This window comes from Pseudomonas sp. NPDC090233, from assembly GCF_044772285.1.
Taxonomy (GTDB): Bacteria; Pseudomonadota; Gammaproteobacteria; order Pseudomonadales; family Pseudomonadaceae; genus Aquipseudomonas.
On the sequence record NZ_JBIVYQ010000002.1, the window covers coordinates 273672 to 286205 of the forward strand.

Annotated in this window: 9 protein-coding genes; 8 read left to right on the top strand and 1 reads right to left on the bottom strand. The window is 64.7% G+C overall.

The genetic code is table 11. From position 1 onward, the window contains the following. Positions 1-15: 15 nt before the first annotated feature. The 4 genes from ACIQUF_RS05740 (at position 16) to ACIQUF_RS05755 (ending at position 4080) form a co-directional block, all read left to right on the top strand. The gene (locus ACIQUF_RS05740; RefSeq protein WP_403129357.1) at positions 16-996 is read left to right on the top strand and encodes an aliphatic sulfonate ABC transporter substrate-binding protein; all 981 of its coding nucleotides are present in this window, start codon (positions 16-18) and stop codon (positions 994-996) included. A gap of 16 nt (positions 997-1012) precedes the next feature. After that, a complete protein-coding gene (locus ACIQUF_RS05745; RefSeq protein WP_403129359.1) occupies positions 1013-2377 on the top strand; it encodes an LLM class flavin-dependent oxidoreductase in 1365 nt (454 codons plus the stop codon). A 132-nt stretch (positions 2378-2509) separates the two neighbouring features. After that, positions 2510-3346, top strand: coding sequence for a bifunctional allantoicase/(S)-ureidoglycine aminohydrolase (locus ACIQUF_RS05750; RefSeq protein ID WP_403129361.1), 837 nt, complete (start codon positions 2510-2512; stop codon positions 3344-3346). An 89-nt stretch (positions 3347-3435) separates the two neighbouring features. Next, a complete protein-coding gene (locus ACIQUF_RS05755) occupies positions 3436-4080 on the top strand; it encodes an START domain-containing protein (protein WP_403129363.1) in 645 nt (214 codons plus the stop codon). Here ACIQUF_RS05755 and ACIQUF_RS05760 read toward each other — a convergent pair. Beyond that, a complete protein-coding gene (locus tag ACIQUF_RS05760; RefSeq protein WP_403130296.1) occupies positions 4031-5149 on the bottom strand; it encodes an MFS transporter in 1119 nt (372 codons plus the stop codon). The two genes, ACIQUF_RS05755 and ACIQUF_RS05760, sit on opposite strands and share 50 nt — an antisense overlap. A gap of 250 nt (positions 5150-5399) precedes the next feature. Here ACIQUF_RS05760 and mexE point away from each other — a divergent pair, with 250 nt between their 5' ends. From mexE to ACIQUF_RS05780, 4 genes are all read left to right on the top strand, one after another. Further along, positions 5400-6641: a multidrug efflux RND transporter periplasmic adaptor subunit MexE gene (gene mexE / locus ACIQUF_RS05765; protein WP_400803505.1), complete on the top strand. Its 1242-nt coding sequence runs from the start codon at positions 5400-5402 to the stop codon at positions 6639-6641. A gap of 12 nt (positions 6642-6653) precedes the next feature. Then, entirely contained in the window at positions 6654-9833 is a 3180-nt protein-coding gene (locus ACIQUF_RS05770; protein ID WP_400803503.1) for an efflux RND transporter permease subunit, read from the top strand. Beyond that, positions 9830-11245, top strand: a complete 1416-nt coding sequence (locus ACIQUF_RS05775; RefSeq protein WP_403129366.1) for an efflux transporter outer membrane subunit — start codon at positions 9830-9832, stop codon at positions 11243-11245. The genes ACIQUF_RS05770 and ACIQUF_RS05775 overlap by 4 nt, the downstream gene beginning before the upstream one ends. A 145-nt stretch (positions 11246-11390) precedes the next feature. Then, positions 11391-12446 (top strand): tetratricopeptide repeat protein, encoded by a 1056-nt coding sequence (locus ACIQUF_RS05780; RefSeq protein ID WP_403129368.1) that lies wholly within the window; start codon positions 11391-11393, stop codon positions 12444-12446. Positions 12447-12534: the final 88 nt, after the last annotated feature.

Sequence of the window (12534 nt, forward strand, 5' to 3'; positions counted from 1 at the left end):
TAAAGGATTGCGCCCATGCCCACCCGTGCTTTTTCTCCCTTACGCCGTTTGCTCGTCGGCGGGCTTCTGGCCACCGTCGCCAGCGCCCTGCTGCCCTGGTCCAACGCACTCGCCGATGACGCCAAAACCCTGCGCATCGGCTACCAGAAGTTCAACAGCATCAACATCCTCAAAGGCAGCGGCGCGCTGGAAAAGGCCCTGGCTCCACAGGGCGTGAAGGTCAGCTGGCACGAGTTCGCCGCCGGCCCGCAACTGCTCGAAGCCCTGAGCACGGGCGCCATCGACCTCGGCCATGCCGCCGATGCGCCTTCGGTATTCGCCCAAGCTGCGGGCAAGCCAGTGGTCTACCTCGCCGCCGAACAGCCCTATCCTAACGGTATCGGGCTGGTGGTGCGCGAGCAGGATCACCTCAGCGGCGTGCAGGACCTCAAAGGCAAGCGCGTGGCCACCGGCCGCGGCTGGAACGCTCAGTACCTTCTGGCCGTCGCGCTGGAGCAGGCTGGCCTGAGCTACAAAGACATCACCCCGGCCTATGTCAACAATGCCGCCGATGCGGTCGCTGCGCTGCAGTCGGGCAGCGTCCAGGCCGCGACCCTGTGGGACCCGTTCCTCGCCGCCGCGCAAAGCCAGCCAGGCCTGAAGAGCCTGCGCGATGGCAGCGGGCTGTCCAACAACCGAACCTTCTACCTGTCTACCGCCGCCTTCGCCGACCAGCACCGCGACCTGCTCAAGACCTTCTTCGCCGAACTGGGCAAGGTCAGCCAGTGGGCCAATGCCAAACCCACCGAAGTCGCCGCCCTGCTGGCGCCGCAACTGGGCATCAACGCCAGCGTGCTGGAAGTCGCCAGCCAGCGACGCAACTACAACGCCGTGGCCATCACCCCGCAGATCGTCGCCGAACAGCAGAAGCTGGCCGACACCTTCCAGGGCCTGGGCCTGATCCCGCACAAGCTGCAGGTGGCCGATGCGGTCTACCCGGCTTCCGTACTGCCTTGAGCGGAGAACCCTCGCGATGCCCCGCCCCATCCGTTTCAACGCCTTCAGCATGAACGCCGCCAGCCACCAGTCGCCTGGCCTGTGGCGTCACCCGCGCAATACCAGCGTGGCCTTCAACCGCCTGGACTACTGGACCGACCTGGCGCGCCTGCTGGAGCGCGGATTGTTCGATGCGCTGTTCATTGCCGATGTGCTGGGCATCTACGACGTTTACCAGGGCGGCCCCGAGGCGGCCCTGCGTGGTGGCGTGCAGGTGCCGGTCAACGACCCGCTATTGCTGGTGCCGGCGATGGCCGGGGTCACCGAACACCTGGGTTTTGGCGTGACCTTCTCGCTCACCTACGAGCATCCCTACCCCTTCGCCCGGCGCATGTCCACGCTCGATCACCTGAGCAATGGCCGGGTCGGCTGGAACATCGTCACCGGCTACTTGGACAGCGCCGCGCGCAACCTGGGCCTGGCCCGCCAGCTCGGGCACGACCAGCGCTACGATTTGGCCGAGGAATACCTGGAGGTGTTGTACAAGCTCTGGGAAAAAAGCTGGGACAACGACGCCGTGCTGCTGGAACGGGGAACCGGCCGCTACATCGAGCCGTCCAAGGTGCACGCCATCAGTCATGCCGGCGAGCACTTCCAGGTGCCCGGCATGCACCTGTGCCAGCCCTCACCGCAGCGCACGCCGGTATTGTTCCAGGCCGGCGCCTCGGCGCGCGGCCAGCAGTTCGCCGCCAAACATGCCGAATGCGTGTTCATCAGCGGGCCGACGCCCACCGTGTTGCGCCGCTATGCCGATGGCATCCGTCAAGCCAATGAAGTGGCTGGGCGCGGTCGCGATGAAGTGTTGATCTATGCGCAGGCACTGTTGATCGTCGCCCCGACCACCAAGCAAGCTCAAGAGCGTTTTGCCGAATACCGCCGCTATGTCGACCTGGACGCCGCCCTTGCCCTGCTGTCGGGCTGGACTGGCATCGACTTTGCCGGCCTCGACCCGGACACCTACATCGAATACGTCGAGAACGACGCCGGCCGCGCCGCGTTGGCCGCCTTCACCGCCGCCGACCCGAACCGTCGCTGGACCGTAAGTGAAGCGGCCGAGTTCATAGGCCTCGGTGGCCGTGGTCCGGTGCTGGTGGGCAGCGCCAGCGAGATCGCCGACCAGCTGGAAAGCTGGCTCGACCAGACCGGCATCGATGGTTTCAACCTGACCTATGCCGTGCAACCGGACGACCTGGCCAATGTCGTCGAGCTGCTGGTACCCGAGCTGCAACGCCGCGGCCGCTACCCGCTGAGCTACAGCGACGGCACCCTGCGCCACAAGTTGTTCGGCCAAGGCGACCACTTGCCCGAAGCCCATGCTGGACGCCAGGTTCACATTCAGTAAGCAAATACCGGGTATTTCAACATTTAATTTGTGGATACCACGGGCTGGCCCCTATGCTGTCCGTGCATCCCCTGCACGCACCGGCCGGTGTGGTCCAAGGCATGGGGAGAGAACAACAAGTCGAGATCGTTCATGTCGAATCACTCCTACTTCGCCCCCCACGGTGGGCACCCGGCTCAAACCGAGCTGCTGACTGACCGTGCCATGTTCACCGAAGCCTATGCCGTCATCCCCAAAGGCGTGATGCGTGACATCGTCACCAGCCACTTGCCGTTCTGGGACAAGATGCGCATGTGGGTCATCGCCCGCCCGCTGACCGGTTTTGCCGAAACCTTCTCCCAGTACATCGTCGAAGTGGCCCCGGAAGGCGGCAGCGAGCGTCCTGAGCTGGACCCCAACGCCGAAGCGGTGGTGTTCGTCGTCGAAGGCGAAATCGACATTACCGTCGAAGGCAAACACCACACCCTCGGCCAGGGCGGCTACGCCTTCCTCGCTCCGGGTGCCGAGTGGAGCCTGCGCAACAACAGCAAGTCCAACGTCACCTTCCACTGGCTGCGCAAGCACTACCAGAAGGTCGAAGGCCTGGACATCCCTGAGTCGTTCGTTACCCACCGCGACAACGCCACCGTCATCGAAATGCCGGGCACCGAAGGCCGCTGGAAAACCACCCGCTTCGTTGACATGGCCGACATGCGCCACGACATGCACGTCAACATCGTCACCTTCCAACCTGGCGGCGTGATTCCGTTCGCCGAAACCCACGTCATGGAGCACGGCCTGTACGTGCTGGAAGGCAAAGCCGTATACCGCCTGAACCAGGATTGGGTCGAAGTGGAAGCCGGCGACTTCATGTGGCTGCGCGCCTTCTGCCCGCAAGCCTGCTATGCCGGCGGCCCAGGCAACTTCAGCTACTTGCTGTACAAAGATGTGAACCGTCACGTGCACCTGACGCTGAACCCACAGCGCTAAGTCCTGACTGCTTAAACGAAGCCCGCCACCTGGCGGGCTTTGTGTTTGCCGCGCATACTCGAAAACTTACCCACCGCGCGGTGCTCGCCATGAACCGCAGCCTCCTGCTGTCCGTCCTGCTGATGTGCACTTGTGCCCAGGCCGCGGACGACTGGAACCTGGCCTACGACCGTGAAGGCATTCGCGTCTACCTGCGCGCTGCCGGTGATTCACCCTACCAGCAGTTCCGTGGTGTCAGCACCATGAAAGCCAACGTGCGCACACTCACCGACCTGCAGGAAAACCTGCGTGTGGCCTGCAAGTGGTTGTATGCCTGCGAACAGATGCGCTTGCTGGAAGTCGACGGCGACAGCACCTGGGTCTACTTGACCACCAACCTGCCCTGGCCGACCTTGCCACGGGACATGGTCCTGAAGGTGACCAGCGAACGCCTGGATGACGGCACCCTGGTGCGGCACCTGAGTGCCGATCCTGGAAAGCTGCCGGAGCAGGCAGGACTCATCCGCGTACAGCGCCTGAGCGGCGAGTGGATCATGAAGCCCTTAGGCGAGCGGGAGACCGAGGTGACCTATCAGCTGCAGGCCGACCCGGCTGGCGATGTGCCGGGGTGGCTGGCCAACCGCTTCGTGGTGGATGCGCCGGTGGTCACGCTCAGAACACTACGCGCCGTGGCCGAGCGACAACCTACTGGCCACGCACCCGCCGCATCACAATCCCCACCAGCACCACGTTGACCAACGCCAGCAGGCACAAGGTGAGCAGTACCCCCATCGAACCAAAGTGCTCGAACAGGTAGCCGCCCACCAGCGGTGTCAACGCCTGCCCGATCAGCGATGGCCGCGACATGCGTCCCATCAGCAGCACATATTGCGCGGGCGGCATCATCGCCAGCGGCAGCAGCCCGCGCACGATCGCGCGCAAACCATTACCGCACCCGAACACCAGCAGCCCGATCGCCGTGGCCGCTGGCACCAGCGTCACCAGCAGCAAGCCGACCAGCACCAGGCTGACCCAGGCCAGCGCTGTCCAGATCGGATGGCGCTTGCCCGCGAGGATTTGCAGCACCCGCGATGCCACCTGGCTGGGGCCGAGCATGGCCGCTAGGCCGATCGCCACTGGCAGCGAGTGGCCAAGGCCCTGAAGCACGGCGACCAGGTGCACGGCAATCGCCGTCATGATGATCGCACCGATGGCGAACATACTGGTCAGCAGCAGGTAGAGCTGGCGATCTACCCCCAATGTGGCGCCGCTTTCCTGCGCCTTGCGCACCTCGACTTGCCCGCCCGGCGGCAACACCCGCCAATACAGGGGCGCCACCACCAGCAACAGGACGACCGCATAGCACACGCAAGTCATCCGCCAACCCAAGTGCTCGATCGCCAATGCCACCGTCGGCCAAGACAGGGTCGAGGCAAAGCCCGCAATCAGTGTGATGCCCGTAATGGCTTTGCCTGCACCTTCGCCGTAGAGCCCACCCAGGGTGGCGAACAAGGCTTCGTACAGCCCCATGGCCATGCCCATGCCGATCACTGCCCACGCCAGCATGAATAACGCCAGGCTGTGGCTGGCGGCCATTATCAACAAACCCACCGCCACCACCGCACCGCTGGCCGCCATTTGCGGACGGCCGCCGTAGCGAGCGACCAAGCGGCTGGACAGCGGAGCGAACAGGGCGGAAACCATCAGGCTCAGCGACAGCGCGCCGTACACCCACTGGCTGGGCCAGCCGGTGTCACGGCTGATGGGGTCGGCCATCACCGCCATGAGGAAGAACGAACCACCCCAAACCAGGATTTGCAGGATGCCCAGGCAGACGATGCCGAGAGGCCTGGGGAATTGAGCGGTACTGGTCACGGTGAGGCCTTGGGTCATATGCGGGGTATCAGGGCCGGCCTCTTCGCGGGGCCGGCGCAGGCACCCTACCATGCCCGACATCGATGAAATATCCAGAGATATCATTGCCCGTGATAATAACCTTCGCTGCGTTCGATTCGTGCGTCACGCGCAAGGCACTCACACTCCGCCCACTACTAATATCTTGGCGGAGTTCTCCATGGACCACTCACTCAAACCCTTGCGCTTTCCCCTCGCTGCCCTGGCAGTGGTGGTGCTCAGCGCTTGCGGTCGAACCCCAGACGCCGTGCAGGCTCCCGCCGCGCCCAAAGTCACCGTGGCCAAGGTGATCGAACAGCCGATCAACGAATGGGACGAATTCACCGGCCGCCTGGAAGCGCCGGAAACCGTGGAAGTGCGCCCACGGGTTTCCGGCCAGATCGATCAGGTCGGCTTCACCGAAGGTGCCCAGGTCAAGAAAGGCGACCTCTTGTTCCAGATCGACCCTCGCCCGTTCCAGGCCGAAGTGCGACGCCTCGAAGCGCAACTGCAACAGGCCAAGGCCACCGCCATCCGCAGCGCCAACGAAGCCCGTCGTGGCGAGCGCCTGCGGGACAGCAATGCCATCTCCGCCGAGCTGGCCGAATCGCGCAGCAGCGCCGCCGCCGAAGCTCGCGCCGGTGTCGATGCGATCCAGGCTCAGCTCGACCTGGCCCGCCTGAACCTCAGCTTCACCCGCGTCACCGCGCCGATCAGCGGCCGCGTCAGCCGCGCCCAGTACACCGCCGGCAATATCGTCAGCGCCGATGTCACCCCGCTGACCAGCGTGGTCTCCACCGACAAGGTCTACGCCTATTTCGACGCCGACGAGCGCGTGTACCTCAAGTACACCCAGCTGGCGCGTGAAGGCCAGCGCGGCCAGGCCACCCCGGTGTACCTGGGCCTGACCAACGAAACCGGCAACCCGCACCTGGGCCAGATGAACTTCGTCGACAACCAGGTCAACCCGCGCACCGGCACCATCCGTGGCCGCGCCGTGTTCGACAACCGTGACGGCCAATTCACCCCCGGCCTGTACGCACGCCTGAAGCTGGTCGGCAGCGCCCAGTACGACGCCGTGCTGATCAACGACGAAGCCGTGGGCACCGACCTTGGCAAGAAGTTCGTGCTGGTCATGGACAAGGACAACAAGGCCGCTTACCGCGCCGTAGAACTGGGGCCGAAGCTCGAAGGCCTGCGCATCGTGCGCAGTGGCCTGGCCAAGGACGACCGCATCGTGGTCAAGGGCCTGCAGCGCGTGCGCCCTGGTTCGCAAGTCACTCCGGAAGAAACAGCAATGGCCAGCGAACAGACCCTCGCCGCCCTCGCCCAGCAGCGCCAGGCCCTCGAAGCCAGCAACCCGGCGCAGAAAGTAGCGGGCTCCACTGAGAAAGTCGCCAGCGCCCAGGCGCCACGCGGTTAAGGGACCACACCGATGAACTTTTCAAAATTTTTCATTACCCGGCCGATCTTCGCCGCGGTGCTGTCGCTGGTGCTGCTGATCGCCGGTTCCATTTCGCTGTTCCAACTGCCGATCAGCGAATACCCGGAAGTGGTTCCGCCTACCGTGGTGGTGCGCGCCAACTTCCCCGGCGCCAACCCGAAGGTGATCGGCGAAACCGTCGCCGCGCCACTGGAACAGGCGATTACCGGTGTCGAGAACATGCTGTACATGTCCTCGCAGTCCACCGCCGACGGCAAGCTGACCCTGACTATCACCTTCGCCCTGGGCACCGACCTGGACAACGCCCAGGTGCAGGTGCAGAACCGCGTGACCCGCACCCAGCCCAAGCTGCCGGAGGAAGTGACGCGTATCGGTATCACCGTCGACAAGGCGTCGCCCGACTTGACCATGGTCGTGCACCTGACCTCGCCGGACAACCGCTACGACATGCTCTACCTGTCCAACTACGCCATTCTCAACATCAAGGATGAGCTGGCGCGCCTGGGTGGCGTGGGCGATGTGCAGCTGTTCGGCATGGGCGACTACTCGCTGCGCGTGTGGCTCGACCCGAACAAGACCGCTTCGCGCAACCTGACCGCCAGTGACGTGGTCGCGGCCATCCGCGAGCAGAACCGCCAGGTCGCTGCCGGCCAGCTGGGCGCCCCGCCCGCCCCCGGCTCGACCAGCTTCCAGCTGTCGATCAATACCCAGGGCCGTCTGGTCAACGAGGAAGAATTCGAGAACATCATCATCCGTGCCGGTGCTGATGGCGAAATAACCCGCCTGAAGGACATCGCCCGGGTCGAACTCGGCTCCAGCCAGTACGCCCTGCGCTCGCTGCTGAACAACCAGCCAGCGGTGGCGATCCCGATCTTCCAGCGCCCAGGCTCCAACGCCATCGAGATCTCCGACGAAGTGCGGGCGAAAATGGCCGAGCTGAAGAAGGACTTCCCGGAAGGGATGGACTACAGCATCGTCTATGACCCGACCATCTTCGTGCGTGGTTCCATCGAAGCGGTGGTGCACACCCTGTTCGAAGCGCTGGTGCTGGTGGTGCTGGTGGTGATCCTGTTCCTGCAGACCTGGCGCGCCTCGATCATCCCGTTGTTGGCTGTGCCGGTGTCGCTGATCGGGACCTTTGCGGTGATGCACCTGTTCGGCTTCTCGCTCAACGCCCTGTCGCTGTTCGGGCTGGTGTTGGCCATCGGGATCGTGGTGGACGACGCCATCGTCGTGGTGGAGAACGTCGAACGTAATATCGGGCTGGGCCTGAAACCGCTGGAGGCCACGCAGAAGGCCATGAGCGAAGTGACCGGGCCGATCATCGCCACCGCCCTGGTGCTGTGCGCGGTGTTCGTACCTGCCGCGTTCATTTCCGGCCTTACCGGGCAGTTCTACAAACAGTTCGCGTTGACCATCGCCATCTCCACCGTGATTTCGGCGTTCAACTCGCTGACCCTGTCGCCGGCGTTGGCTGCGGTGCTGCTCAAGGACCATCACGCGCCCAAGGACCGTTTCTCGCGGTTCCTCGACAAACTGCTGGGAAGCTGGTTGTTCTCGCCGTTCAACCGCTTCTTCGACCGTGCCAGCCACAGTTATGTCGGCGGCGTGCGCCGGGTCATCCGTTCCAGCGGCATCGCCCTGTTCGTCTATGCCGGCCTGATGGGCCTGACCTACCTGGGCTTCTCGTCCACCCCGACCGGCTTCGTCCCGGCCCAGGACAAGCAGTACCTGGTGGCCTTCGCCCAACTGCCGGACGCCGCCAGCCTCGACCGTACCGAGGCGGTGATCAAGCGCATGAGCGAAATCGCCCTGAAGCAGCCGGGCGTTGCCGACTCGGTGGCCTTCCCGGGCCTGTCGATCAACGGTTTCACCAACAGCCCGAACAGCGGCATCGTGTTCACCCCGCTCAAGCCGTTCGATGAGCGCAAGGACCCGAGCCAGTCGGCAGCCGCCATCGCCGCCGCGCTGAACGCCCAGTTCGCCGACATCCAGGACGCCTACATCGCGATCTTCCCACCGCCGCCGGTACAGGGCCTGGGCACCATCGGCGGTTTCCGCCTGCAGATCGAGGACCGTGGCAACCTGGGCTACGAAGCGCTGTACAAGGAAACCCAGAACATCATCGCCAAGAGCCACAACGTGCCGGAGCTGGCGGGCCTGTTCACCAGCTACCAGGTCAACGTGCCGCAGGTCGATGCCGCCATCGACCGGGAAAAGGCCAAGACCCACGGCGTGGCGATCACCGACATCTTCGACACCCTGCAGGTTTACCTGGGTTCGCTGTACACCAACGACTTCAACCGCTTTGGCCGCACCTACCAGGTCAACGTCCAGGCCGAACAGCAGTTCCGCCTCGACGCCGAGCAGATCGGCCAGCTGAAGGTGCGCAACAACCTGGGCGAGATGATCCCGCTGGCGACCTTCCTCAAGGTCAGCGACACCTCCGGGCCTGACCGCGTGATGCACTACAACGGCTTCATCACCGCGGAAATCAACGGTGCTGCCGCCCCAGGCTACAGTTCCGGCCAGGCCGAGGCGGCCATCGAGAAGCTGCTGAAAGAGGAACTGCCCAACGGCATGACCTTCGAGTGGACCGACCTGACCTACCAGCAGATCCTCTCCGGCAACACTGCGCTGCTGGTGTTCCCGCTGTGCGTGCTGCTGGCGTTCCTGGTGCTGGCGGCCCAGTACGAAAGCTGGAGCCTGCCGCTGGCGGTGATCCTGATCGTGCCGATGACCCTGCTGTCGGCCATTACCGGGGTAATCGTCTCGGGTGGCGACAACAACATCTTCACCCAGATCGGCTTGATCGTACTGGTGGGCCTGGCGTGCAAGAACGCGATCCTGATCGTCGAGTTCGCCAAGGATGAACAGGCCAAGGGCCTCGACCCGCTGGCTGCGGTGCTGGAAGCCTGCCGCCTGCGCCTGCGGCCGATCCTGATGACCTCGATCGCCTTCATCATGGGCGTGGTACCGCTGGTGTTCTCCTCCGGTGCAGGTTCCGAAATGCGCCATGCCATGGGTGTTGCGGTGTTCTCGGGGATGATCGGCGTGACCGTGTTCGGCCTGTTCTTGACCCCGGTGTTCTTCTTCCTGATCCGTCGTTTCGTCGAACGTCGCCAGGCCCGCAAGGCCGCACGCGTTCAATCGCTGGAGAGCCACGCATGAACCTGCTCAAGCCCCTGACCCCGAGCCTGCTGGCACTGGCCCTCGCGGCCTGTGCCGTAGGCCCAGACTACAAGGCACCGGCCACTGAACCTGCGCAATTCGACAGCGCTGTACAGGCCAAGGCCTTCGACCGCAGCCGCTTCGAGAGCGTGTGGTGGAAGCAGTTCGACGACCCGGTGCTGAATCAGCTGGTACAGGCGTCGCTGGACGGCAACCGCGACCTGCGCGTGGCCTTTGCCCGGCTCAAATCGGCGCGGGCGATTCGCGATGATGCCGCCAACGACCAGCTGCCGGTGGTCACCAGCCGCGCCAGCAGCGAAATCGGCAAGGGCCAGATCCCTGGCCAGACCGATCAGCGGGTCAACAGCGAGCGCTACGACCTGGGCCTGGACATGGCCTGGGAGCTCGACCTGTTCGGCCGCATCCAGCGCCAGATCGAAGCCAGCGATGCTCAAGCGGATGCCGCCCAGGCCGACCTGCAGCAACTGCAGGTCAGCCTGATCGCCGAACTGGTCGATGCCTACGGCCAGCTGCGTGGCGCGCAACTGCGCGAGAACATTGCCGTGGCCAACCTCAAGACCCAGCAGGAATCGCGCACCATCACCGTGACCTTGCGCGACGCTGGGGTCGGCAACGAGCTCGACGTGGTGCGGGCCGATGCCCGCCTGGCCGGGGTCGAGGCCACCGTGCCACAGCTGCAAGCGGTTCAAGCACGGGCGCGTCACCGCATCGCCACCCTGCTCGGCCAGCGCCCGGACGCGCTGAGCGTGGACCTCTCGCCCAAGGCCTTGCCGGCCATCGCCAAGGCGCTGCCGGTGGGCGACCCGGGTGAACTGCTGCGCCGCCGCCCGGACATTCGCAGCGCCGAGCGCCAACTGGCCGCGGCCACCGCCAATGTCGGCGTGGCCACTGCCGACCTGTTCCCCCGGGTGAGCCTCAGCGGTTTCCTCGGTTTTACCGCCGCGCGCGGTTCGCAGATTGGTTCCTCGGCGGCCAATGCCTGGGCGCTGGGGCCAAGCATCACCTGGGCGGCCTTCGATCTGGGCAGCGTGCGGGCTCGGCTGCGTGGGGCCAAAGCCGACGCCGAAGGTGCCTTGGCCAGCTATGAGCAGCAGGTCTTGCTGGCCCTGGAAGAGTCGGCCAACGCCTTCAGTGACTACGACAAGACCCAGCAGCGGCTGTTGTCGCTGATGCGCCAGAGCGATGCCAGCCGCAAAGCGGCGGAGCTGGCCTCGGTGCGCTACCGCGAAGGCACGGTGGACTACCTGGTGCTGCTCGACGCCGAGCGTGAACGGCTGAGCGCCGAAGACGCCCAGGCGCAGGGCGAAGTCGACCTGTATCGCGGCATCGTCTCGATCTACAAGGCCCTGGGCGGTGGCTGGCAGCCGGAGACAGTGGCCAGCGCACGCTGATCTACGCTTTTGCAACGACTCCTTTGGTTGGATCCTCCCCCAACCGTTTGCCCCGCTGGCCTTGGTCCGCGGGGCTTTTTTATGCGGCTTGCACCACAAGGCAATCTGCCCCAAGCTTTCTCTTTCCCCCGCCATGGACCGCCCGATGCCCAGACGTCACCGCTACCTGATCGCCGTGTTGCTGCTGATCCTGGTGTCGGTCGGTATCCTCTACGTGCGCAAAGATCCCCCGCCAACAGCGCCAGCACTCCCTGCGCATAGCTACGCCAAGGCCCTGCGCCAAGCCCACGAAGGCCAGCCGGGCGCCGCGCGGGTACTGTACCAGCAACTGCAACGCGACGACCTGGCGCCGATCCGCCGCGCCGCGCTGTACGCGGAGTTACCCAACTACCCGTCGCCACAGGCGCTGAAACTGGCCCAGTTGGACCTGGAAAACGATGAACCATTGGTGCGCCGCGCAGCCATCGCCAGCATCCGCCGCCTGCTGCCGGCCGCTCAACGCAGCCTGGTGCTGGGGCCATTGCTGGACGATGATGAGCAAAGCGTGCGCTTCGCTGCGGTCGATGCCTTGCTCGGCCTTGATCCCGATGCCATCGGGCTCTACTTCGGGCCGCTGCAGACCGCGCTGGAGCAGTATCAACAGGCGCTGGAGCAGCAGCCAGACGATGCCGAGGCCCAGGTGCATCTTGCGCGACTGTACCTGCATGAAAACGACTACGCCCAGGCGGCCACTGCCCTGCAGCGCAGCCTTGCACTGGCCCCGGAAAATGCCGACGCTCTGGCGACCCAGGTACGCCTGCTGGAGCGTCAGGGCCATCACGACCAGTCCAGGCAAGTACTGGCCAAGGCCCTGGTACTACGGCCCGATTCAGCCTTTTTGCAACACGAGCTCGGTCTCTGGCTGATCCGCCATGAACAGCGCGAGTACGCATTGCTCGCCTTGTCGCGGGCCGTCGAACTCGAGCCGGACAATGCCGATTATCGCTACACCCTGGCCGTGACCCTGCACGACCTCGAACAGTCCGATGCGGCACAGAAACAGCTTGAAACCCTGCTCAGCCGGCAACCGGCCAACCGCCGGGCACGGGTGCTGCTGATCCAGTACTGGAAAGAGACCGGGCAGTTGCAAAACGTCCAGGTACTGCTGGCCGAGCTTGAGCGGCAGAACCCGGACGACCCGTTCTTGCAGCAAGGGCTGTAGATGGGTTGAACCCTGGGTGAATGCCTGTGGTCCAGAGGGTATCGGACCACTCACGGCATTGGCCACCTACGGTCGTGCCTTCAAGGAG

Excerpts from the sequence above, each read along its gene's own strand:
- ACIQUF_RS05740 (WP_403129357.1), top strand. The coding sequence starts at position 16 with ATGCCCACCCGTGCTTTTTCTCCCTTACGCCGTTTGCTCGTCGGCGGG.
- ACIQUF_RS05745 (WP_403129359.1), top strand. The coding sequence starts at position 1,013 with ATGCCCCGCCCCATCCGTTTCAACGCCTTCAGCATGAACGCCGCCAGC.
- ACIQUF_RS05750 (WP_403129361.1), top strand. The coding sequence starts at position 2,510 with ATGTCGAATCACTCCTACTTCGCCCCCCACGGTGGGCACCCGGCTCAA.
- ACIQUF_RS05755 (WP_403129363.1), top strand. The coding sequence starts at position 3,436 with ATGAACCGCAGCCTCCTGCTGTCCGTCCTGCTGATGTGCACTTGTGCC.
- mexE (WP_400803505.1), top strand. The coding sequence starts at position 5,400 with ATGGACCACTCACTCAAACCCTTGCGCTTTCCCCTCGCTGCCCTGGCA.
- ACIQUF_RS05770 (WP_400803503.1), top strand. The coding sequence starts at position 6,654 with ATGAACTTTTCAAAATTTTTCATTACCCGGCCGATCTTCGCCGCGGTG.
- ACIQUF_RS05775 (WP_403129366.1), top strand. The coding sequence starts at position 9,830 with ATGAACCTGCTCAAGCCCCTGACCCCGAGCCTGCTGGCACTGGCCCTC.
- ACIQUF_RS05780 (WP_403129368.1), top strand. The coding sequence starts at position 11,391 with ATGCCCAGACGTCACCGCTACCTGATCGCCGTGTTGCTGCTGATCCTG.